20 protein-coding genes are annotated in these 21765 nt (G+C 60.3%); 11 read left to right on the forward strand and 9 right to left on the reverse strand.

Annotated elements, in window-relative coordinates; all coding sequences use genetic code 11:
- The first annotated feature begins 14 nt into the window (after positions 1 to 14).
- Both FXO11_RS00995 and fhuB read left to right on the forward strand, forming a co-directional pair.
- Positions 15 to 932 (forward strand): ABC transporter substrate-binding protein, encoded by a 918-nt coding sequence (locus FXO11_RS00995; RefSeq protein ID WP_148861154.1) that lies wholly within the window; start codon positions 15 to 17, stop codon positions 930 to 932.
- Positions 929 to 2956, forward strand: a complete 2028-nt coding sequence (gene fhuB / locus FXO11_RS01000) for a Fe(3+)-hydroxamate ABC transporter permease FhuB (RefSeq protein ID WP_148861155.1) — start codon at positions 929 to 931, stop codon at positions 2954 to 2956. The genes FXO11_RS00995 and fhuB overlap by 4 nt, the downstream gene beginning before the upstream one ends.
- On the opposite strand, the gene FXO11_RS01005 is transcribed toward fhuB, so the two are convergent.
- Positions 2922 to 4352: a DHA2 family efflux MFS transporter permease subunit gene (locus tag FXO11_RS01005; protein ID WP_148861156.1), complete on the reverse strand. Its 1431-nt coding sequence runs from the start codon at positions 4350 to 4352 to the stop codon at positions 2922 to 2924. The two genes, fhuB and FXO11_RS01005, sit on opposite strands and share 35 nt — an antisense overlap.
- A 31-nt stretch (positions 4353 to 4383) precedes the next feature.
- On the reverse strand, positions 4384 to 4815 hold the full coding sequence (locus FXO11_RS01010; protein WP_148861157.1) for a MarR family transcriptional regulator: 432 nt from the start codon (positions 4813 to 4815) through the stop codon (positions 4384 to 4386).
- 157 nt (positions 4816 to 4972) lie between these two features.
- Between FXO11_RS01010 and FXO11_RS01015 the strand changes: the two genes are divergently transcribed.
- Positions 4973 to 5173 (forward strand): DUF3565 domain-containing protein, encoded by a 201-nt coding sequence (locus FXO11_RS01015; protein WP_148861158.1) that lies wholly within the window; start codon positions 4973 to 4975, stop codon positions 5171 to 5173.
- A gap of 51 nt (positions 5174 to 5224) precedes the next feature.
- Here FXO11_RS01015 and FXO11_RS01020 read toward each other — a convergent pair whose 3' ends face one another.
- Entirely contained in the window at positions 5225 to 6520 is a 1296-nt protein-coding gene (locus FXO11_RS01020) for an MFS transporter (RefSeq protein WP_148861159.1), read from the reverse strand.
- A gap of 341 nt (positions 6521 to 6861) precedes the next feature.
- Here FXO11_RS01020 and FXO11_RS01025 point away from each other — a divergent pair, with 341 nt between their 5' ends.
- The 5 genes from FXO11_RS01025 (at position 6862) to FXO11_RS01045 (ending at position 12848) form a co-directional block, all read left to right on the forward strand.
- A complete protein-coding gene (locus FXO11_RS01025) occupies positions 6862 to 7749 on the forward strand; it encodes a helix-turn-helix transcriptional regulator (protein WP_148861160.1) in 888 nt (295 codons plus the stop codon).
- A 72-nt stretch (positions 7750 to 7821) separates the two neighbouring features.
- Positions 7822 to 9510 (forward strand): ExeM/NucH family extracellular endonuclease, encoded by a 1689-nt coding sequence (locus tag FXO11_RS01030; protein ID WP_148861161.1) that lies wholly within the window; start codon positions 7822 to 7824, stop codon positions 9508 to 9510.
- 539 nt (positions 9511 to 10049) lie between these two features.
- Positions 10050 to 10964: an alpha/beta fold hydrolase gene (locus tag FXO11_RS01035; RefSeq protein WP_148861162.1), complete on the forward strand. Its 915-nt coding sequence runs from the start codon at positions 10050 to 10052 to the stop codon at positions 10962 to 10964.
- Positions 10965 to 11082: 118 nt separating this feature from the next.
- A complete protein-coding gene (locus FXO11_RS01040; protein ID WP_148861163.1) occupies positions 11083 to 12123 on the forward strand; it encodes an AraC family transcriptional regulator in 1041 nt (346 codons plus the stop codon).
- 152 nt (positions 12124 to 12275) lie between these two features.
- Complete coding sequence (locus FXO11_RS01045) at positions 12276 to 12848, forward strand: ATP-dependent zinc protease family protein (protein WP_148861164.1); 573 nt, start codon at positions 12276 to 12278, stop codon at positions 12846 to 12848.
- Here the strand turns inward: FXO11_RS01045 and FXO11_RS01050 are convergent.
- On the reverse strand, positions 12845 to 13261 hold the full coding sequence (locus tag FXO11_RS01050; RefSeq protein WP_148861165.1) for an NUDIX hydrolase: 417 nt from the start codon (positions 13259 to 13261) through the stop codon (positions 12845 to 12847). The genes FXO11_RS01045 and FXO11_RS01050 overlap by 4 nt on opposite strands.
- A 208-nt stretch (positions 13262 to 13469) precedes the next feature.
- On the opposite strand from FXO11_RS01050, the gene FXO11_RS01055 reads away from it, so the two are divergent.
- Positions 13470 to 14288 carry an SDR family NAD(P)-dependent oxidoreductase gene (locus tag FXO11_RS01055; protein ID WP_148861166.1) on the forward strand — a complete coding sequence of 273 codons (819 nt, stop codon included), beginning with the start codon at positions 13470 to 13472 and terminating at the stop codon, positions 14286 to 14288.
- 150 nt (positions 14289 to 14438) lie between these two features.
- On the opposite strand, the gene FXO11_RS01060 is transcribed toward FXO11_RS01055, so the two are convergent.
- From FXO11_RS01060 to FXO11_RS01070, 3 genes are all read right to left on the reverse strand, one after another.
- Entirely contained in the window at positions 14439 to 15014 is a 576-nt protein-coding gene (locus FXO11_RS01060; protein WP_148861167.1) for a DJ-1/PfpI family protein, read from the reverse strand.
- 104 nt (positions 15015 to 15118) lie between these two features.
- Positions 15119 to 15553 (reverse strand): ABZJ_00895 family protein, encoded by a 435-nt coding sequence (locus tag FXO11_RS01065; RefSeq protein ID WP_148861168.1) that lies wholly within the window; start codon positions 15551 to 15553, stop codon positions 15119 to 15121.
- A gap of 273 nt (positions 15554 to 15826) precedes the next feature.
- A complete protein-coding gene (locus FXO11_RS01070) occupies positions 15827 to 16720 on the reverse strand; it encodes a metal-dependent hydrolase (RefSeq protein ID WP_148861169.1) in 894 nt (297 codons plus the stop codon).
- 306 nt (positions 16721 to 17026) lie between these two features.
- Here FXO11_RS01070 and FXO11_RS01075 point away from each other — a divergent pair, with 306 nt between their 5' ends.
- A complete protein-coding gene (locus tag FXO11_RS01075) occupies positions 17027 to 18169 on the forward strand; it encodes an AraC family transcriptional regulator (RefSeq protein WP_148861170.1) in 1143 nt (380 codons plus the stop codon).
- 134 nt (positions 18170 to 18303) lie between these two features.
- The gene (locus FXO11_RS01080; protein WP_148861171.1) at positions 18304 to 18705 is read left to right on the forward strand and encodes an NINE protein; all 402 of its coding nucleotides are present in this window, start codon (positions 18304 to 18306) and stop codon (positions 18703 to 18705) included.
- Positions 18706 to 18821: 116 nt separating this feature from the next.
- Here FXO11_RS01080 and nirD read toward each other — a convergent pair whose 3' ends face one another.
- A complete protein-coding gene (nirD, locus tag FXO11_RS01085; RefSeq protein ID WP_148861172.1) occupies positions 18822 to 19187 on the reverse strand; it encodes a nitrite reductase small subunit NirD in 366 nt (121 codons plus the stop codon).
- A 52-nt stretch (positions 19188 to 19239) separates the two neighbouring features.
- Positions 19240 to 21759: a nitrite reductase large subunit NirB gene (gene nirB, locus FXO11_RS01090; protein ID WP_148861173.1), complete on the reverse strand. Its 2520-nt coding sequence runs from the start codon at positions 21757 to 21759 to the stop codon at positions 19240 to 19242.
- Between the last annotated feature and the right edge of the window lie 6 nt (positions 21760 to 21765).

A 21765-nucleotide genomic window follows, 5' to 3' on the forward strand; every position in this document is an offset into this window, starting at 1 on the left:
TTCGGAGTTCGTTGATGGTAGTTCGTACCCTTTTACGTGTGTCGGCCCTGTGTGTTGGCTTTTTAGCTGCCTTCCAGGCTCTCGCGGTGACGGTCACCGATGGCCGTGGCGAGCACACTTTCGATACCGTGCCCAAACGTGTGGTCTCCATCAGTTGGGCGATGACCGAGGATGTGCTGGAACTGGGCGTCGAACCGGTGGGTGTGGCGGATATCGAGGGCTATAACACCTGGGTGGTGCGCCCGGCCGTGCCTGAAGGCGTCGCCGACGTAGGCAAACGCACCGAGCCGAGTATCGAGAAGCTGGCCGAACTGGAGCCGGACGTGATTATTCTCTCCAACGGCCAGGAAGGGCTGGTGGAAAAGCTGGAACGGATCGCCCCGGTGCTGTTCTTCGATGCCTTCAGTGAAGAACACGATAATGCCGAGGCGGCCCGGCAGATCTATCTGGAGCTGGCCAAGCTGTTCGACAAACAGGCACTTGCGAAGAAAAAACTGGCGGCGATGGAGGACCAGTTCGCGGACCTCAAGGCCCGGCTGCACGCGCACTTTGGCGAAACGCTCCCGAACGTTACCGGCATCCGCTTCTTTAACGAAGCGGTTGCTTTGGTGTTTGGGGCCAACTCCACAGTCCAGGCTGCACTGCAGAACATAGGGATTGAGCCCGCCATGCCGGTGCCGGAGAGCCAGTGGGGCTTCGCTCAGCGCAAAATTACCGAGCTGAGCCAGATCCAAGAGGGCATCCTGCTTTACTTCAAACCGGCGCCGGGCGTCGAAAAGCTGTTCGCCTCACCGCTTTGGCAGGCGATGCCGGTTGCCCGCGCCAGCCGGGTCGCGGCGGTTGAGTCCACCTGGTCCTATGGCGGCGCCCTATCGGTGGGCTATCTTGCCCAGGCGATGGCGGAAGCGCTGTTGACCATCCCGTCGCAATGACCGCCACGGCAGCGCTCGATCGCGCCGGCAGCGCGGGGCTGCAGGCACGCGTGTCCCGCTACATTCTGGTCAGCCTGGCGCTGCTGGCCGCGCTGGTTATCCATCTTTCCCTCAACAGTACCCTGACGCTGGCTGATCAATGGTCGCTGATCTTGGGGCGGGCGCCGGAGACGTTCGAGGATTTCCAGTTTATCTATGCGGCTTTGCCCCGGGTGGTGCTGGCCATGCTTGTCGGGGCGGTCATGGCGCTGGTAGGCAGTCTGCTGCAGCAGGTTACCCAAAACCCATTGCTATCGCCGATGACGCTCGGCGCCTCTTCCGGTGCCTGGCTGGCGCTGGTCTGTGTGAGCATCTGGGCGCCTGAGCTCAAGGGCAGCTGGGGCGCCTGGTTTGCCATGGGCGGCGCGCTGGTTTCGGTCGTCATTGTGCTATTGATCGCCGGGCGTAGCGGTTTGGGCGGCCTGCCGGTGATTCTGGCGGGAATGGCGACCCATATCCTGATGGGGGCTATCGCAACCACCCTGGTGTTGCTGAATCAGTACGCCACCGAAACGCTATTCATCTGGGGTGCCGGCGACCTGACCCAAACCGATTGGACCTGGGTGACTTGGTTGCTGCCCAAGCTGAGCATCGCGCTGCTGGTCCTGCTGGTTGCTCCGCGACCGTTGACGTTGCTGCGCCTTGGGGATGCCGGGGCGGGCGCCCGGGGTTTGAGTACCGGGCCCATCATTGCCGTGCTGTTGCTGTTATCCCTATGGTTGGTGGCCTCGGCGATTACCGCTGTCGGCGTCATCAGCTTCATCGGGCTGATTACCCCTAATATTGCGCGGGCGCTGGGCGCTCGGACGGCACGGGATGAACTGCACTTCAGTCTCTTGCTGGGCGCCGTGCTATTGCTGCTGACCGATAGCGTGGCGGTGCAAGCCAGTAGCTGGTTCCCCGACCTCGTGCCCAGTGGTACGGCGGCGGCGCTGGTGGGCGCGCCGGCCCTGATCTGGTTCGCTCGCCGCAAGCTCTCCGCGCGGGATCAGACCGCCCTACAGTTGCCGGAAGGTGCTGCGCGCGTCGGGCGCCGGGTATGGCTGCTGGCGCCGGCGACGCTGGTTGTTCTGGTGCTTCTGACCCTTTGCTTCAAGCCCGATGCGTTTGCCTGGACGCAGCCCTGGGCCGCCTTGCGGTGGCCGTCGGAACTGGTGTTGTCCCTACGCTGGCCCCGCGTGCTGACCGCCGCCTGTGCCGGAGTCGGCATGGCGGTGGCCGGGCTGATATTGCAGCGTCTGATTCGTAATCCGCTGGCCAGCCCGGATATTCTCGGTATGTCCGCCGGCGCCACTCTTGCGCTGGTGCTATACACCGTCTTTGTCGGCGGCTCGATTCACGAGGCGGGCCCCGTCCTGGCCTTTGCCGGCAGCGGAGGCGTACTGGCGCTGCTGCTCCTGCTCGGCCGCCGGACTCACTACGCGCCTGGCATTATGATCTTGGTTGGTATCTCGCTCGGGGCCCTGATTGAGGCTATCGTCCATTTTGTCCTGGCCAAGGGTAGCGATCAGGCTTTTGCCATTCTGGGGTGGTTGTCCGGCTCCACCTATCGGGTATCGGATACCAAGGCGCTGCTTTTCGCCGGCGGAACGGTCGCGCTGTTCTTGCTGGCGCTCACGACCTCGCGCTGGCTGACCTTGATATCGGCGGGCGATCACGTCGCCCTGGCGCGTGGCTTGAATACCGGCCGCGCACGCTTGGTGCTGCTGATCCTTGCGTGTGCGCTGTGCGCGCTGGTTACCGCGATTATGGGGCCGATTGCCTTCGTTGGTCTGCTGGCGCCGCATGTGGCGACGCTGATGGGCGCGCGCAAAGTGTGGCCGCAGCTCTGGCTGGCGCCTCTGGCGGGCATGGTGCTGATGATTTTTTCCGACTGGCTGGGATGGGCTTTGCTGTACCCCAAACAAATGCCCGCTGGCACCATTGCCGCCATCCTTGGCGGCAGCTACTTCATTTTTCTGCTGACGCGGCGGCGGCTGGGATAGTCCCCGCGAGGCCGATCCGGCGTACCGGCCAAAGGGCGATCAGGACAAAGGCGGTAACCAGCCACCAAGCGGTATGGAAAGCGTCAATGGTGGGGAGTCCGTTGACGTGGTCACCGTATTCGATCGTCAAGGCAACGATATTGACGCCGAAAGCACCGCCGAGCTGGCGGGTAAAATTGATAATGCTGGAGCCATAGCCCAATTCGTCGGTGTCCAGGGGATTCAGTGCACCGGTGGAGAGCGCCGGCATGATCAGCCCCAATCCTACCCGGCCAATGACGGCCCAAAGCGCCAGCCAGGCGAAGCCCAGACTCATATCAGAGACCGCAAACAGCGTCGTCGATAGCGCAAAGGCCAGTATTCCGCCCATAATCATCCAGCGCGCCGGTTGCCGGTCTGCCATGCGTCCGGCAATGGGGAAGGTAATGCCGAGAGCGATCCCCGCCGGCAACATCAGCAAGCCCGCTTCCGTGGCGGAGTAGTGCAAGGCTGACTGCACAAATAGCGGAATCAGATAGGTCGATCCGAAAAGCGCCAGACCCAACGCCATGGCGCCCAGGCAAGCACTGAGAAACTCCGGCCGCTGCAGCAACCCCAGGTGCAATAGCGGGTGTTTGGCGTGACGCTGTCGCAGAACAAACAAAATCAGCGCTACAATCGCCACACCGGCACCCAGGGAGATGCGAAGCCCTTGTCCGTCGGCGTGTTGCAGCGCATTGAGTGCATCCAGGCTGGGCCCGATAAAGAGGGCCAGCAAGGCCAGGCCGGGGAAGTCGAACCGATAGGGCGCGGGCCGGGACACCGGCCAGGGCAGGAAGCGATAAACCATGTAGATGCCCAATAGGGTCACCGGCGCGGGCGCAAACATGACGTATCGCCAGCTCAACTGGTCGACGATAAACCCGCCGATCACGGGGCCGAGGGCGGGCGCCAGAATCACGCCCACGCCGTAGATGCCCATGGCCTGGCCCCGCATGTCGCGTGGAAAAACCCGAAAGACAAGATACATGGCCATTGGCTGCATCAGGCCGGCCACAGCGCCCATGCCAATGCGGGCGGCGATCAGCCATTCGGGTGTGGGCGCAAAGCCGCCGGCGATTGCAATCAGCGTGAAGACAAACATCGCCGCCGCAAGGCTGCGGCGCAGGCCGTAATGGTCGAGCAACCAGCCGGTGGTGAGCATGGTGGTGGTCATCGCGGCGATAAAGCCGGTGACCATCCAGTGTGCCTGGCCTTGGCGAATACCGAAATGCTGCATGATATCCGGCAGGGCGACATTGATAATGGTGGCGCTGAGCACCGTGGCTATGGTGCCCAGCATCACCGTTCCCACCGCCAGCCAGCGCCATTTCGCGCCATATCGGGCTTGCAGGGCCTGCAGGCTGAAATCGCTCAGAAGAACCTCCGGTGGGGTCGGTCGCCGGGAATCAGCCTTTTTGCAACTGATCCCCGTTGATCATAATGCGATTGAAGACGTTCATGGCGACGGCCAGGTCGTCTGCATTCACGCCTTCGAGCATTTCCTCGCGCAGTTTATCGGCGCGGCTATTGAGGTCATCCATAAAGGCTTCGCCGGCTGGCGTCAGGTGCAGGCGACGGGCGCGACGGTCCTTGCTGCAAGGCCGGCGCTCGATCAGTTCCTGGTTTTCCAGGCTGTCGAGCAAGCGCACCAGCGTCGGGTTCTCGATGGCCATGAGGTTGGCCAGCTCGCGCTGGGTCAGACCTTCGCCGCCGCGCTGAAGGTAAACCATGGTCGTCCAGCGGGCCTGGGTCACGCCCAAGTCCTTGAGGCGTTCATCCAGCAGCTTGCGCCAACGTCTGGTGACCCGCGCTACGGCGAAAGGAAACTGGTCTCTCATCAGGTTGCTCCAGCAAAAAATAGTGTCCCTTGGATCGACTAAATACCCAAAGGTGATGCGTTTAATAATAGTTTGCTAACTGTTGTAATAAAAACAGATACAGGAACAAAATTAAAATGAGGGAAAACCGAGAGCGATGACTCGGATCAACCGTGTTATGGAACAATCTATTGTCGGTTTCTATAAAGACGCAGAGAACAATTGGGTGGCCCGGCTGGCTTGCGGCCATGGCCAACACATGCGCCACCGCCCACCGTTCGTTAACCGGCCCTGGGTGACCACCGCGTCCGGGCGCCGCAAACAACTGGGCACCCGGCTTGATTGCCTGAAGTGCGATCGGTGCGAGCCGGTGGATTAGGGCGTTTGCCCGCAATCTTTCGCAGTAGTGTGCGGTACGCCCTAAGGCCCCTTAGCTATCGGTGCCGGTCTTCTTTGCTGTCTCGTCCTCCTCCTGCTCAACCGCCATCGACGTATGGAACGCCTCGTTGCGTGGATCCATCTCGGTGAGCACCGGCATGGCTTCAGGCATGGTGGTCACAAAGTGCTCTTGCTCGGCCACCGGAATATCTTCGGTGGTGATGATGTAGTAGGCGGTTACCAGTCCCAGTAAGGCAAGGAATCCGGCACTGCCGAGAAACAGCCCCTTGGGACCGACGATCCCGATCAGTTCGCCCATAGCCAGAGGCCCGACCACGCTGCCCAGTCCGTAGCTGAGCAGGAGGGTGGCGCTGGCGGCCACGATGCGGGACTGCGGCATGCGGTCGTTGGCAATCGCCACGGCAATAGGATAAAGCGCGGCGGACAGACCGGTGAACAAGCCCACCGCGACGATCAGCGCCAGCGGCAAGTGAACGCCGATGAAAGCCGCTGCCAGCGCAGCGACGCCGGCGGCAATCGATACGGTAAACAAGACCCGTCGTCGGTCGAAGCGATCGCAGACAAGCCCCATGGGCCACGCCAGTAACATGGCCGCGATGATCGCAATCGCCATAAACAGCGATGTCTGGGCGACGTCCAGGCCGATCAGCGTGGCATAGACCGGCCCCAGCGCGTAAAACGAGCCAATCAATACGCCGCAAATGAAGGTGCCGGCGACCCCCGTCGTGGCTTCCCGCAACAAGCTGAATATGGAGACGCGCTCGACCTGCTCGATGTGAGGGGCTTCCATCTTGGTCAGCGACAGGGGAACTAGAGACAGCGCCAACAGGATGCCAGCCACGGTGTAGAGCTGGAAGGCTGCAGGATCGCCCAAGTTGATGATCAACTGGCCCCCCGCCACGGAGATGAAAAAAACGATTTGGTAGACCGCGAACAGAGCGCCGCGATTGGCATTGGTGGCGCGGCTGCTGAACCAACTCTCGATCACCAGCAGTACGCCGGCCATGCTGAGGCCCGACAGGCCGCGCAGGATGGCCCATAACGTCATCGATACGTCCATGGGATAGAGCAGCGCAGTCACGGCGGCCAAGGCCGAGAAGACGGCGAAGGCGCGGATGTGGCCGACCCGTTCGATCACCCGGCCGACGTAGAGCGTGCCCAGAACGAAGCCGATGGAATAGCACACCAGTACCCGGCCGATCGTGGCGGGATCGACCGCCTCCAGGCCTAAGCGAACGCCCAGCAGGGTCATCAGGAAGGCGTTGCCGCTGACCAGCAGAATCGTGCTCACGATGAGTGCAGAGAGGGAAGTCACCATGCGAGTCATGCCATCAGCTCCGGAATGTTAATTCGACTATAGAGGAGGCCGCCTAAACGGGGGTTCACGAGGCTCCACTCAAACCATAGCAGCCTCCGTGGGAGCATGCCGGGCAATCCGCGATTACAGCAGGGGCGCGGCGTGCAGGCTATTACGCACTTACCGAATGGCGGATGTTACCTGAATGTAAGTGGTGGATTTACCTGGAAACCGACAAACTGCATGTGCAGTGTTTGACGTTATTTTACATTAATGTGCCGTAACACGCGGCGCATCGGGAAGCTGATAGCATAATCAGCTCTGATCACGGATTGATCGGAATCCAATCAGTTTATGAAGAGCGGCATATCATGAAAAAAACGGATTGGCCTATTCGCTGGGATCTCCTGCTACGTTACCGGCTAATTGAGATCATCGCCTTATGGGAAGGGCGGCTGACAACCAACCATATCTGCCATGCATTTGGCATTGGTCGGCAGCAGGCGTCCAAGGATATCAATACTTATCTACGCGAGGTCGCCCCCGGCAACCTTGAATACGATAGGCATCTCAAGGGCTACGTGCCGGCGGACAGGTTCCAGCCCACGGTGACCCAGGGACGGTCGGACGAATACCTCGAAGTTTTAGGGCGCGACCATGCCTTGAGCGAAACCTTCGAGTCCCTGGATCTGGGATTGCCTAACACCGAAATTCTGCATGTACCGCGCCGGCTGGCCGAACCCGATGTCGTGCGTCCCATTGTTCTGGCCACCCGCCAGGGACGCCGTTTGGAAGCCGAGTACTTTTCGCTGACCAAGCCGGAAGGCGAAAGGCGCGTGCTCGAGCCTCATACCCTGATCTACAGTGGGCAGCGTTGGCATGTCCGTGCCTGGTGCGACACCAATGGCGAGTATCGGGACTTTATGCTCAGCCGTTTCCGCGGCACCCCTCAGGTACTGCCAGAGCGGAGCCGCCACAAGGCGCGCAACGATGAAACCTGGAATACCCGGGCGACCATCGTCCTGCGCCCGGATCACCGGCTAACGGAGGCGCAGCAGTCTATCATTGCCAACGATTACGCCATGGTGGAGGGCAAGTTGCGGATTGAAACCCGCGCGGCCCTCGTTCGTTATATATTGACGCTCGCCGGGCTCTGTGGTGATACGCCGAATAGCGATCCTTTGGTCCAGCAACTGGAGCTGGCCAACCGGGACGAACTGCACCCCTGGCTCCAGAAAGCGCGCCGGGTAGGCCCCTAGCCGCCGGCGCTTCCCAGCAAGGTGTTTTCGGCGCTCGCAGGGCCGGGGCAGAGACTGATACTCCTCGCGCTGATGAGCGTGGCACCGCTGGCTGCGGCGGATAGCTGCGGCGACGCTCTCACCCCCATTTCAGCGATTCAGGGAACCCGAGACACATCGCCGTTGCAAGGATCCGTGCAGCGGGTAGAGGGCGTCATAACCTTGGATGGCCGTGGTCCCGGCGGGTTGTCCGGGTTCTACCTGCAGTCGCTCCCGGATGATACCGATGCCAACGTCTCCACCTCCGAAGGGCTTTTTATATTTACCGGTGCCGAAGGCGGGCAGGTGGGTGACCACGTGCGCGTCGAAGGCTCGATCAAAGAATATTACGGCCTGACGGAAATGACCGGACGGGGTTCGGTGGAAGTATGCGGCTCAGCGGCGCTGCCAGCGCCTGTCCCGATTGACTTGCCTCTGACCCACCCTGAACGCCTGGAAAGTATGCGGGTCACCTTCGACCAGCCGCTGGCCGTGATCGATACCTATGCTTACGGCCGCTTCGGCGCGGTGACGCTGGCGGCTGACGATCCACTACGAAGCCAGCGGCCGCAGCAGCACCGCAAGAATCGACAGTACCGTATTCTGCTGGACGACCGTCGCTTGGCGCAAAATCCTGAGATATTGCCGCTGCCCCAGCCCCGTCTCAGCGCTGGGAACAGTTTGCGAACCGGTAGCCGGCTCGCGCCGGTTCGGGGGGTATTGGATTTTCGCTACGATCACTGGCGTATCCAGCCTGAGGTTTGGCCGGATATCGTCATCGCCAATGAACGCCCGGCGCCACCCATCGCACCGCAGGCAGGCGTTATCCGCGTGGCCAGCTTCAATACGCTGAATTTCTTTAACGGCGATGGCAGCGGGGGTGGCTTTCCCACGGCCCGGGGTGCAGATAACCGATCCGAGCTGAAACGCCAGCAACAGAAACTGGCGGCCGCCATCCGCGGTCTGGAGGCTGACGTTGTCGGCCTCATGGAGCTGGAGAACGATGGCAGCGATACCGACAGCGCAATCGCCGAATTGGCCCGAACGCTGGGTGAAGATTGGGCCTATGTGTCTCAAGCCTTCGCCGGCGGCGATGCCATTCGGGTCGGGCTACTCTACCGCAGTGATCGTGTCGAGCCGGTAGGCGACACACGGGTTTTGAGCGATGGCGTGTTTTCCCGCTATAGCCGGGCGCCGGTAGCGCAGGATTTCCAGTCGCGCGGCGGAGAGGGTCGTATGCGAGTGGTGGTGAATCATTTCAAGTCCCGCTCATGCCGCAACGCCGAAGGTGACCATCGGGCGGTTGATGAAGGCTGCTACGCGCCTGTGCGCGAGCGTTCAGCCCGCGAGCTGCTGGCTTGGCTGGAGACACTGCCCGAGTCAGGTAATCTATTGGGCACCCTGATCCTCGGCGATCTGAATACCTACATCGGTGAGCGGCCTCTGGCCATCCTGGCGGCGGCGGGCTTCCAGCGGCCCGCGGTGCTGAGCGGGGAGGATCAGCATACTTACCGCTTCAAGGGCGTTCGCGGGGTTTTGGACTACATTCTGCCTGACGAATCGCTGCAGTCGCGCGTCACCGGTGGCGATGTCTGGCACATCAATGCCGATGAGCCGACGGTGTTGGATTACAACCTGGAATTTCATCCGCCCAAACGCGCCGAACGACTCTACGGGCCTGGCCCCTGGCGCTCCTCCGATCACGATCCTGTCTACCTGGATATCCGCCTGGACCGGCATTGATTTGCTATCCGGCCGCGCTCCGGCGACAGACGGGCCATTCCTCGATGTTGTTTTGCCGCTAGACTCCGAGCTATCCATGCCTTTCGTGTAACACTTTTCGTGCATACTTGTTTCGTAATGACTGTTTGAAATAGCTGTTTTTCAGTGCTTGTTTTTCAGCGCTTGTTTTTCAGCGCTTGTTTTTCTATACCGGTTTTTAGGGAGCCTCTGAACAACTCCTGGAGCGCCTCTGGCTTTCAAAGCCATCCACAATCAAGGCGCGACTTTGCGGGAAGGCTGGTTGCCTTTCAAAAAGTCGCAACGCGGAGTGTGGATGGCTCTGAAAGCCCCGAAGGGCGCGCTCTGAAGACTGCATCTGCCGCGTTGCGGCTCTTGGTAAGGGCTATCCGAATGCGGCCCAGGCCATTACCGGCGAGCCACGCCTTGCAGCTACAGCCTTCAGAGCACGCAGAGGCGGTCCAGGAGTTATTCAGAGGCTCCTTAGTACTTATCGTGCCGTATTTTTCTTTTTGAATTACTACCTTGGAAAAGCTCTAGCCATGTCTGCAGATGTTCCAGTGCTCTCTAAACTTCATAACCGTATCCCCAATCCCTGGCCGTTGGCTCGCACCGGTCATCGCTGGTTGCAGCGCGCGCGTCGGCATTCGGTTCGGGTAGACGATCATCGCATCGTTTGGCTGGAGCGTGGCCGGCGCCAATCGCATAAGCCTTCGGTCGTTTTGCTCCATGGCTTGGCGGCGATGAAGGAAAACTGGAGTGCATGGCTACCGCTGTTCCCCTCGGACCAGCATGTGCTCGCCGTGGATATTCCCGGTTTCGGCGAGAGCGACTACCGCGTCGGCGCCAGCTATCGCTACCGGGATCAGGCGGACAGATTAACGCAGTGGTTGGGCGCTGCGGGGCTGGGCCAGGTCCACCTGGTGGGCAGCTCCATGGGCGCAGCGATTGCGACCGTGATGGCCCGCAAAATAGGAGACCGGGCGGCCAGCCTGACGGTTATGAATAGCGCCGGCATCCCGGCCCACGACACCGTCGATTTGAACCGCCCACCGGCTTTCGACCGCAGTGTGCTCGTGCCAGTGGACTGGCAGGGGGTTTATCGCATGTTCAATACCGTGGGCAACGGCAAGCCCACGGCCACCGGCCTGGCCATGACCGGTCTGCTGGGGACGGATCTGCTGCGCCGGGCCGGGCAGAACCGCCATGTCTTCGCCGATATGGTGGCCGATCCCTATGCGCCGATCAACGCGCTGGATAACGACACAGCGCCCCTGCTGGTGATCTGGGGCGAGAAGGATCGCATTACGCCACCAGGCTGCGTGGCGTTCTACCGTAGCAAGACACCTCACGCGGAGGTGCATGTGATGCGGGGTATTGGTCATCTGCCGATGCTGGAAAATCCCCGCCGGTCCTATCGTATTCTCCAGGCGTTTATTCGCCGCCATGGCGGCTGAGACGGAACAATTGGCCTCTTCCTCCAGTTGACGCGTCATTGAAGTCATGGGGTGGCCGGCAAGATCCGTTCATACTCTTTGCACTATTACAATAATGCAACTAGTGAGGACGCATCCCATGCCTGCTGCCGCACAGATCCAGGACCTGGGCCTGCCCGCCATTTACTTGCACACGATTGCCGAGCTTCTACGCCAACGAGGGGTAGACGACCGGGCCCTGTTGACGCGTGTCGGGCTCGATCCCGCCTGCCTGACTGACGACGACGTACGCGTGTCGCTCTCCCAGGCCAGCGAATTCGTGACGCGAGCGATTGTCGAGAGCGGCGAACCGGGCCTCGGTATTCTGCTGGCTTCGGAATTGCGCCTGCCGTTGCACGGTGCTCTGGGACTTGCGGCTATGAACAGCCGTACCCTCGGTGAGGCCATGGATCTAATGGTGCGTTACCTGAGCCTGCGGGCCCCGCACTTGCGCATTTTCTGCCGAACCGAAGGCGATACCACAACCCTGCGTGTGGTGAGCGGTTTCGACTTGGGACCGCTGCAGAGCTTTATTATGGACGCCATGGTGTTTGGTTGCGTGATGATGGGCATCCAGCTCCTGGGGGAACCCTTGCGCGGTGCCCGCGTGCATCGCCGGGGTCATGAGCCCAGCTATTTTCAGCGTTTCCGTCAGCGCATTCCGGTACCGGTGATGTACGGCTGTGACGAGGACGCCATTTTGATCCCCAGGGGGCAGCTTTCGTCGCCGATCCGCTTCAGCGACGAGCAGGCGGCTGAAGTCAGCCGCGAGCAGTGCGAACAGGCGCTGCTCCGACTTAACGAAAATGCGGGCTTTGTCGCCCGGGTGCGGCGGGTGATCGAAACCAGCCATCCGTTCCCGCCTAAGCTGGGACGCGCGGCCGGCACGTTGTTCGTTTCCGAGCGGACCCTCAAACGCCGGTTGCAGGAAGAGAACGCCAGCTTCCAGATGCTGGTGGACGAGGTGCGGCTGGAGCGTGCCCAAGACCTGTTGGTCAACACTCACATGGGCCTGAGCCAGATCGCCGATGCGTTGGGTTACGCCGATGCGGCCAATTTCACCCGCGCCTTCAAGCGCTGGACCGGGACGAGCCCGAGCGCCCATCGCCATAGCTGTCGCGAGCTTCCGCAAGCCGGTTAACGCCTATGCCGCAAAAGCCTGCGGTCAAACTGTAGGCATCGATTACATAGCCATTACCTTTCGTACAGGACCGTAGCCTGGACTGGCGGGTTTTGGCATGATTCCGAGCGTTCACCGGCAACGCCGGTTATGCCCTCAACAAGGAGTTCTGCATGAAATACGGATTGAGTCTTTGGCTGGCAGTGGTCATGGCCTTCTCGGCGCCGATGGTGCTGGCAGACGACGATGACAGTGAGGGGCCGGATACTCTCGGCTTCGTGGAATGGATCGTATTGCATGATACCGGTGTGCGTGTGAAGGCCCGGCTGGATACCGGCGCCAAGACCTCGTCTTTGCATGCGGTGAATGTCGAGCCGTTCAAGAAGGGCGATGAGGAATGGGTCAGCTTCGAATTGCCATTGGACGATCATAAAGAGCTGGAGGGGGCCGACGACAACAATGTCGTCCTGAATTTCGAGATGCCGGTTGAGCGCACAGTACTGATCAAGCGCAAAGGGGCTGATTCCCAGCGCCGCTATGTGGTCAAGATGGACTTCTGTGTCTCCGGCCACGTCTACGAAACCCAATTCTCGTTAACCGATCGTGGCCGTTTCCACTATGCCGCTATCCTTGGCCGTCGCTTTATGGGCGATGACGACGTGTTGGTAAGCTCGTCTGAAAGCTTCCTGGCTAACGACGAGTGTGACTACCAGACCCTCGAGGAGCTCAATAAGAGCCAGGATTAAGTGCCAGCCTCGGCCAGGACCCGCTCGCAGATGGCCAGCACGTCGTGGCTGAAGTGTGCGGGGGCCGTGCGCATGGCGTCGAGGCTGAACCAGTCCACCTCCGACACATCGTCGCTGGCGAGCGGTTTGCCGGAGCGATAGCGGCATATCACCGGGCAGAGCACGAAGTGGTATTCCACCGTGGGTCCACGGGTAATGACCTCCAGGGGCGGCATCAGTCGCTCCGCCTCCGCCCCGAGCCCGGTTTCTTCACGCAGTTCCCGTAGTGCCGCGTCCATCAACGATTCTCCCCACTCCACCTTGCCGCCAGCATGACCCCAGAGGCCCGCATCTGGCGGATTGCGCCGGCGAACCAATCGGAATTCGCCCCGATGTTCGAGAATGGCGATAACAGCCGGGATGGGGTAGGCCATGACGAGAGTCCTTCCGAGATCGACGGAGCGGTAGATATAGTTTATCAGCACCGGCCTTAGGGTGGCCGGATTGCCTGCCGCCACCTCAGTTTTCAGCCATATGCTGGTCCGGTGCAGTTGTTTAAAGTAGGTGCTTTAATGGGTTAGGGCGCTGTGCCCGACATCAAGAATAATATGAAACCCTCAGTTGGGTAATGCAGGTGAGACGATGAAGAAGCTAAAAGACAAAGTTGCGGTGGTCACCGGGGCCGGATCGGGCATCGGTCGTGCCTTGGCGATAAAACTGGCGCAGAAAGGATGTCGTCTGGCGTTGTCCGATGTGAATGAAACGGGCTTGAAAGAGACGGCAGACGCCTGTACCGGCAAGGTCGAGGTGAAGACATACAGGCTGGATGTGGCCGAGCGGGACGCGATCTATGCCCACGCCGAAGCTGTCGCGAAGGATTTTGGACAGGTCAATTTAATCATCAATAACGCCGGTGTAGCGCTGTCCGCATCTGTTCGTGAAATGACCGATGAGGATTTCAAGTGGATCATGGATATCGATTTCTGGGGCGTGGCTCATGGTACCCGCGCTTTCCTGCCGCATCTGATTGCCTCCGGCGACGGGCACGTGGTGAACATTTCAAGCGTGTTCGGGCTGATCGGCGTACCCAAACAAAGTGCCTATAACGCCGCCAAGTTCGCCGTACGCGGCTTTACCGAAGCACTGCGCCAGGAAATGAAGCTTGAGAAACAGCCGGTTGCGGTGAGTTGCGTGCATCCTGGCGGAATCCGCACGAATATCGCCCGCGCGGCGCGAATGGGGGCTTCCGAGAACGCCGAAGCTCAGCGTAAAGGCTTCGATAAGTTGGCGATTACCACGCCGGAGAAGGCCGCAGCCGTCATTATCCGTGGCATCGAAAAAAATGAGTCCCGTATTCTTGTCGGGCCCGATGCCTGGGGCATCGAAGCCCTGAACCGCGTGCTGGGGGCCGCCTACCAACCGCTGGTGGAACGATTCTCCCGCAAGAGCCTGTACGTCTGACCGGCCGCTGTTTGTCCTGAGGCCGCTAAAGCGTGGACGGCCTGCTGAGATCGGGATAAAGCGGGGGCGCCAGACCGCTACGCCGTGTGGGTCCGGGAGCAACCGGCCAGCCCGGAGGCGGCCGTATCCCGGTGATAGCGTGGTTGATGCTTAAAGCTTGATCTTCGCGCCCAGCACCTCTAAAAAGCGGGCTATCCAGGCAGGGTGAGCCGGCCATGCTGGCGCCGTCACCAGCTTGCCATCCACATGGGCCTCATTCGCCTCGATGGACTGGAACTTGCCACCGGCCAGCGTCACCTCTGGAGCGCAAGCCGGATAGGCCGAGCATTCTTTGCCTTCCAGGATGCCTGCAGCCGCCAGTATTTGCGCACCGTGGCAGATCGCGGCGATCGGCTTGTCCGCTTCGGCAAAGTGCCGCACGATCTTGAGCACGTCGTCGTTCAGCCGTAGATACTCGGGCGCCCGTCCGCCGGGCACTATGAGGCCGACGTAGTCTGACGGTTTCACCGACGCAAAGGTGGCATTAACCGTAAAATTGTGGCCCGGTTTCTCCGAGTAGGTTTGATCCCCCTCGAAATCGTGGATTGCGGTACGCACGTATTCGCCGGCCTTTTTGTCCGGGCAGACCGCGTGCACTTCATATCCGACGGCCATTAGCGCCTGGAAGGGCACCATCACTTCGTAATCCTCGACATAGTCGCCGACCAGCATGAGTAAGCGTTTCATTTCCGATTCCCTCCTTCATCGTTCCCGGTTCGATCCAAGCCCTTAAGCTTCACCTATGGCGATGGGTTGTCAAATGAACCTTAGTCGAACAGAGGGAAAGCGATTCAGCGTTGACGGGCTGCCTGGCGCTGCGCAAACCAGCCGAAGAACAGGCTGAGAATGCCGTAATAGACCAGCGCGATAACCACCAGCACGGCTAGCCAAGCCAACGGAGACAGCGCGCTGAAAGCGCTGGACAGCGCAGCCGGCGTCTGGGCCAAGCCGACATTCCCGACCACCAGGGACAGCGTCGTCACGATTGAAATCGCGAAGGTTACCCCGACGCAGCCTAGCGCCAGCTTGCGCTTCTCTGCCGCGTCGGGGGCGTGCTGCTGTTCTCTGACAAACAGCGATGCGGCGCCCGTCCCGGCCCCGACCAGATAAGCCAGGCTGGCAATGAAGCCGAGGCTGGTGCCGGTAAAGTAGACGATCAGGCTTATAGCGGCCATCAGCGCCACGTAGATGACGCCGAAAAGGATGAAATAGCGTTGCAGTTTCAAGGCGTTCCCCTGCGTACGGAGTGGGTTGTTGTTGTGACGCAAAGGATAGGGAAAAGCGGGGCGGCACGCCATGGTTCCCGATTTCACTTATAAAAAACGCCCGCAAAATACGGGCGTGAAGGGGCAGGATGGCACTGAAACGATCGCCGCAGCTTGAACTATGGGCCGCGATACGGATTGGCCCGTACTATCGTCCTGTACTAACGACCTGTATTACCGTCCTGTACTCCTTGCCTTGCTACTGGCCTCACTACTGCCTCACGACTGGTTTCACTACTGGAGAGTACGGCGATTACCGTTGCGATATTGCGGGGCGATGTGGCTGGTGATCTCGCTCTTGAAGCGCGCAATGAGTTCGCTATTGTCGTGCTGCCAAGGATGGAAGCCCGGCTTGAAGTACTCCAGCCAAGTGGGAATCAGGCTGGAGAAAACGCCGTTGGTACCCCATGTGCGCCAGAGGCCCTTGCCCACATCCTTCAGTGAGACGCTGCGCTTGTCGTTCCACATCATGCGCGCGGTGAAATAGGTGGTCATGACGCCGAGCAGCGCGGTACTGACGATCTGATAGAAAGAGCGCTCCAGATAGGTGCCGCCGACCTGCTGAAAGACGTCGTAGGCCACGGCCTTGTGTTCGGTTTCCTCGATGGCATGCCAGACCCACAGCGGACGCATGGTTTCGTGCATGTCTTCGCGTACGTCGTCCCGCTCCAGCAGCATATCCGCCATCATCGCGGTCATGTGTTCCAGCGCGCAGGTCACGGCGAGCTGGTGGCGTTTGGGCAGGCGCTTGCCGAAACCCTCCAGCAACAGGCGCAGATGGTGCTCAAGTTCTTCCACCGGCATGTCCTGGTCACGCACGTGCTGATTCATGGCGATATGTTCCAGCGAGTGCATGGCCTCCTGCCCAATGAACCCGGCCACTTCTTTCTTGAGTTCCGGATCGTCGATCTGGTCCCGGTAGTAGCGCACGGAATCGACGAAGAACTGTTCGCCCTGGGGAAAGAGTACTGATAGCGCGTTCATCATGTGGCTCAGGAACGGACTGTCGTCGAGCCAGTAGCGCGGCACCTGGTCGTTGAACTCAAAGCCCATGCGCTGGGGCTTGATAGCCACGTGGTTAGGCTTGCGGATGGCGGGCTTGGTATGGGCGGTCGATGTTCTCAGCATTAATCCTCCTATGCGCCGTCAATGGGCGCCGATGCCGGAAAGGACGTTGCGGGCGTTCGGGTATATCGGCTCCCGAAACAGCCTTCGATGTGATGGAGCCAGTGTCGGTGCTGCAAGCCTTGGGGGCCATGCTTAAACAGGACGCGGGTCGTGGATGATGGGCCAGGGCGTTCCGGGATTGACCGGAACGACAGAAAATCCGGGCGCCACGCCAAATAGAGACGGGGGGGCTTCTGATAGCATCGGGTTGTCGAATGCCCCACGGCACCTGTGCCGACTACGCTGTTTTTTGATGAAGGAATCCGGATGGCTAAGGTGAGCGCGGATAGAGAACGTCAGATGCTGGGCCTTTTCCTACTGCCCGGTGTTTATCTGCGGGTATTGGGCGATACCGTAAAACGCCTGGGATTCAATGATCGTCCGCTCTACGAAGGACTGAACTTCGCGGCGACCGATCTGCAAGCTGCCGACAGCCGGGTGTTCGTCACCGATGCCATCGTCTTCGCTGACCGCGCGATAGCGTTGGCTGGCCGCCAGGGGTTGAGTTTCGCCCTGGCGCGGGAGTTGCGGGTCACGATCCATGGCATGCTGGGGTTTGCGGCGCTGACCAGCCCCACCGTGGGCGGCGCGCTGGATTCCGTGCGCCGCTATCTGCAGTTGCGGGCGCCTTTCCTGAATATGGTCATGCGCGATGCCGGCGAACGGGTGCTGGTACAGCTTAAGGCCGAGTTTGAGGTGCCCACCCTCTACCCTTTCCTGGTAGAAACCGTAATGGCCACCCTGGTGCTGCTGTGCGAACAGCTGGTGGATCGCGAGAGCGCCGAACAATTGGGCTTTGAACTGCGGGACGGCAAGTTGCCCGGGGTTTCGGCCCAGTTGACCTGTGTTGAGCCGGCCTACTACACGGACTATGCCCACCAGCTGCCAATCCGCTTCGAGTACAGCCGCGATGCCGAAATGCTGATCTTCCCCAAGCCTTTCCTGGATATCCGCATGCGTCTGGCCGACGCGGAGGCCTCGGAAATGGCCCGCAGCCAATGCGAGTTCGAGTTGCAGAAAGCACTCAAGGAACAGGGCGATATTGTGCTGGCGATTCGCAACATGCTGCACTTAATGCCTGGCCCCTTGCCGTCCCTGGAAGAGATGGCCGAGCGATTCTGCGTTTCTTCGCGAACCCTGAAGCGCCGCCTGGCGGAACGGGATACAACCTACCGGGAAATTGTCGAAACGGTGCTCAAGGACCGCGCGATCCAGCTTTTGCGTTATACCAATCAATCGATTAGCGAAATTGCCTACGACCTGGGTTATGCTGATCTCTCCAACTTCAGTCGCGCCTTTCGCAAGTGGACCGGTAAATCGGCCAGCGAATTCCGCGAAGGCGGGCCGGACCGGAGCTGGGGCCGTAACGCATCGGACTCGGCGTCTGGCCTGCTGGAAAGGCGTGACTGACCCTGTTGATTTTGGGGCCTCCGTTTAAGACTGTTGGCGATTTGCGCTGTATTGATAAAAGGCGATAAACCGGCGCAAGAGGCCTTCGTGGCTTGCAGACTGCATCAGAGGTTCCTTTGGCTGGAGGTAATTGAATGCCGCAGACGGATACGCACAGCAAGGTGGTTGGCTATTTGCTCTGGATTTTCGGATTTCTGGGTGCACACCGGTTCTATTACGGTAAGCCGGTCACCGGAACCATCTGGTTTTTCACCCTGGGCCTGTTTCTTATTGGCTGGATTATCGACGTGTTTCTGATTCCCGGCATGGACCGGCAAGCCGACGTTCGATTCCGCGGGGGTGACACGAGCTACAATATCGCCTGGGTACTGCTGACGTTCCTGGGTGTATTTGGCGTCCACCGCATGTACATGGGCAAGTGGATTACCGGCGTTATTTACCTGCTCACCGGCGGGCTGTTCCTGATTGGCGTTCTCTATGATTTCTGGACGTTGAACGACCAGGTTTCGGTTAAGAATGCCTCTGTGCTGGACTAACGCTACCTCTTCAATCCTCTCACTCTCCACATTTCCCGTGAGCGGCTATTGTCGCTCACGGGGCCTTTTAGGGTTCATCGTACTTTAGGGAACTCTTCCAAGTGCTTAGCGCTGCTTTAGGCAGCGCAATCTTCCTTGGCGGTGACCGGTACAGCCAGTTCCAGCGCCTCGCCATTTACCCGAACGTTATAGACGGGCACTTTAACAGCCCCGTCTTCCTGGCATTGGCCCGTGGTCAGGCTGTAGTGCTGTTTGTACAGTGGCGAGGCCACGACCAGCTCACCCTTGAGATCGCCGACGATGCCCCGCGCCAGGACATTGGCCTTGCCCAGCGGACAGTAGTGGCCAATTGCATAGAGTTCCGGCTTTTCCCCCGGCAGATAGAATACGGCGACCGGCCCATCGGGGGTCCAGACGGCGATGCCGGATTCCGGAATCAGATCTTCGCGCTTGCCGACTTGTATCCATTGTGTATCAGACATGGTGCTTTCCTCGAAACAGTAAGTACGCTCGCGTGTTTTAGCGGGGAGAGGGCTAAACCATCTCCACCTTGATTTCGTTGGCAGGGCGGCGCTGCTCGCGCTCGGTGGTCCAGTGTTGCACTGGATCTTTCTTGTCCGGCGCGTTGACGAACTCGCGGAAGCGCTTGCGCTTCTCGGGATCTTCCACCGTGGTTTTCCACTCGCACTGGTAGGTGCCGATGACGTCCTGCATGTGGGCTTCCAGTTCGTCGCCCAGGCCCAGGCTGTCTTCCAGCACCACTTGCTTGAGGTAGTCCAGGCCGCCGTCCAGGTTTTCCAGCCAGACGCTGGTGCGCTGCAAGCGGTCGGCGGTGCGTACATAGAACATCAGGACCCGGTCGATGGTGCTGATCAGTTGCTCGTCCGACAGATCAGTGGCGAACAGGTCGGCGTGGCGCGGGCGCATGCCGCCGTTGCCGCAGACGTAGAGGTTCCAGCCGTTCTCGGTGGCGATCACGCCGATATCCTTGCTCTGGGCTTCGGCACATTCGCGGGTGCAGCCGGAGACGGCGAACTTCAGCTTGTGAGGCGAACGCAGGCCCTTATAGCGGTCCTCCAGGCGGATCGCCATGCCCACGCTGTCCTGCACGCCGTAGCGGCACCAGGTGCTGCCGACGCAGGATTTTACGGTGCGCACCGACTTGCCGTAGGCGTGGCCGGTTTCGAATCCGGCGGCGATGAGCTTCTCCCAGATTTCCGGCAGCTCGCTCAGGGTGGCGCCGAACAGGTCGACCCGCTGACCGCCGGTGATCTTGGTGTAGAGGTTATATTCCTTGGCCACTTCACCCAGCACGATCAGTTTCTCGGGCGTGATTTCGCCACCCGGGATACGCGGCACGATGGAATAGGTGCCGTTCTTCTGCATGTTGGCCATGAAGGTGTCGTTGGTGTCCTGCAGCGGGACGTGGTCGGTGGCCATGATGTGCTCGTTCCAGCAGGTGGCCAGAATCGACGCCACCGTGGGCTTGCAGATATCGCAGCCGTGGCCTTTGCCGTGCTGTTCGATCAGCGTATGGAAGGTGCGGATGCCGTTCACTTTCACTAAGTGGAACAACTCTTGGCGGCTGTACGGGAAGTGCTCGCAAATGTCCTTGCTGACTTCCACGCCGCGCTTTTCCAGCTCGACATCCACAACGCTCTTGAGCAGCGCTGCGCAACCACCGCAGCCGGTGCTCGCCTTGGTCTCGCCCTTGACCGCCGCAAGATCGCTGCATCCCGCGTCGATGGCAGTGCAGATATCGCCCTTGCTGACGTTGTGGCAGGAGCAGATGGAGGCCGTTTCTGGCAGAGCATCCGGACCCAGTGCCGGAGCGCCGCCTTCGGATTCCGGCAGGATCAGGGTTTCCGGGTGCTTGGGCAGGTCGATACCGTTCAGCGCGTATTGCAGCAGCGTATCGTAGGGGCCGTTGTCACCCACCAGGATCGCCCCCAGCAGTTTCTTGCCGTCCTCGCTGATCACCAGACGGCCATAGGTGCCGGCCTGTTCGTCGTTGAAGCGGATATTGCGGGCACCCGGCGTGGAGGCGTGGGCGTCGCCGATGGAGCCCACATCCACACCCAGCAACTTGAGCTTGGTGCTCATGTCGGCCCCTGCAAAGGAGGCTTCACTCTGCTGATTTAAGCGGGAGGCAAGGGTACGGGCCATGGTGTAACCGGGCGCGACCAGGCCAAAGATGCGGTTGTCCCAGAGCGCACATTCGCCGATGGCAAAGATCTGCGGATCGGAGGTGGTGCACTGGTCGTCGATAATGATGCCGCCGCGTTCGCCGATCTCCAGACCACTGCTGCGGGCCAGGGTATCCTGCGGACGAATGCCGGCGGAGAACACGATCAGGTCGGTCTCCAGGTGGGATTCGTCAGCGAAGTTCATGCGCAGACGGGCCTCTTCACCGGCAACGATTGCTGTGGTGGCCTTTTCGGTATGGACCTTTACCCCCAACTCTTCGATCTTGCGCTTCAGTAGCGCACCGCCGTCGGCATCCAGTTGAACCGGCATGAGCCGTGGTGCGAATTCCACCACCTGAGCTTCCAGGCCCAGCGTTTTCAGCGCATTGGCCGCTTCCAGACCCAGCAGCCCACCACCAACGACGACGCCGCTCTTGACGCCTTGAGCGCTGGCGCGAATGGCATCCAGGTCGGCGAGGGTGCGATAAACCAGGCAGTGCTCATGGTCGTTGCCCTCGATCGGCGGTACGAACGGGTAGGACCCGGTCGCCAGCACCACGGCGTCATACTCATATTCGCCCTTGGGCGTATGTACCCGGCGCAAGTCACGGTCGATGGCCGTCACCTGCTCGTCCAGATGTAATTGCAGGTTCTTGGCCGCGTAATCTTCCAGCGTGCCGAGGGCCAGTTCTGCATGGGTTGAACCACCGAAATACTCGGACAGATGCACCCGGTCGTAGGCGATCAGAGGTTCTTCGCCGAACACGTGGATGTCGTACTCTGCCGCTGCGGGCGTGTCCGCGAACTGCTCGAGAAAGTGATGGCCAACCATGCCATTCCCAATCACGATCAATGTTTTCTTAGCCATGGTCTG

Origin of the sequence: Marinobacter fonticola, from assembly GCF_008122265.1 — a bacterium.
Lineage (GTDB): Bacteria > Pseudomonadota > Gammaproteobacteria > Pseudomonadales > Oleiphilaceae > Marinobacter_A > Marinobacter_A fonticola.

Coding starts and splice junctions, on each gene's coding strand:
- FXO11_RS00995 (WP_148861154.1), top strand. CDS start 15: ATGGTAGTTCGTACCCTTTTACGTGTGTCGGCCCTGTGTGTTGGCTTT.
- fhuB (WP_148861155.1), top strand. CDS start 929: ATGACCGCCACGGCAGCGCTCGATCGCGCCGGCAGCGCGGGGCTGCAG.
- FXO11_RS01010 (WP_148861157.1), bottom strand. CDS start 4,815: ATGAGAGACCAGTTTCCTTTCGCCGTAGCGCGGGTCACCAGACGTTGG.
- FXO11_RS01015 (WP_148861158.1), top strand. CDS start 4,973: ATGGAACAATCTATTGTCGGTTTCTATAAAGACGCAGAGAACAATTGG.
- FXO11_RS01020 (WP_148861159.1), bottom strand. CDS start 6,520: ATGACTCGCATGGTGACTTCCCTCTCTGCACTCATCGTGAGCACGATT.
- FXO11_RS01025 (WP_148861160.1), top strand. CDS start 6,862: ATGAAAAAAACGGATTGGCCTATTCGCTGGGATCTCCTGCTACGTTAC.
- FXO11_RS01030 (WP_148861161.1), top strand. CDS start 7,822: ATGAGCGTGGCACCGCTGGCTGCGGCGGATAGCTGCGGCGACGCTCTC.
- FXO11_RS01035 (WP_148861162.1), top strand. CDS start 10,050: ATGTCTGCAGATGTTCCAGTGCTCTCTAAACTTCATAACCGTATCCCC.
- FXO11_RS01040 (WP_148861163.1), top strand. CDS start 11,083: ATGCCTGCTGCCGCACAGATCCAGGACCTGGGCCTGCCCGCCATTTAC.
- FXO11_RS01045 (WP_148861164.1), top strand. CDS start 12,276: ATGAAATACGGATTGAGTCTTTGGCTGGCAGTGGTCATGGCCTTCTCG.
- FXO11_RS01050 (WP_148861165.1), bottom strand. CDS start 13,261: ATGGCCTACCCCATCCCGGCTGTTATCGCCATTCTCGAACATCGGGGC.
- FXO11_RS01055 (WP_148861166.1), top strand. CDS start 13,470: ATGAAGAAGCTAAAAGACAAAGTTGCGGTGGTCACCGGGGCCGGATCG.
- FXO11_RS01060 (WP_148861167.1), bottom strand. CDS start 15,014: ATGAAACGCTTACTCATGCTGGTCGGCGACTATGTCGAGGATTACGAA.
- FXO11_RS01070 (WP_148861169.1), bottom strand. CDS start 16,720: ATGCTGAGAACATCGACCGCCCATACCAAGCCCGCCATCCGCAAGCCT.
- FXO11_RS01075 (WP_148861170.1), top strand. CDS start 17,027: ATGGCTAAGGTGAGCGCGGATAGAGAACGTCAGATGCTGGGCCTTTTC.
- FXO11_RS01080 (WP_148861171.1), top strand. CDS start 18,304: ATGCCGCAGACGGATACGCACAGCAAGGTGGTTGGCTATTTGCTCTGG.
- nirD (WP_148861172.1), bottom strand. CDS start 19,187: ATGTCTGATACACAATGGATACAAGTCGGCAAGCGCGAAGATCTGATT.
- nirB (WP_148861173.1), bottom strand. CDS start 21,759: ATGGCTAAGAAAACATTGATCGTGATTGGGAATGGCATGGTTGGCCAT.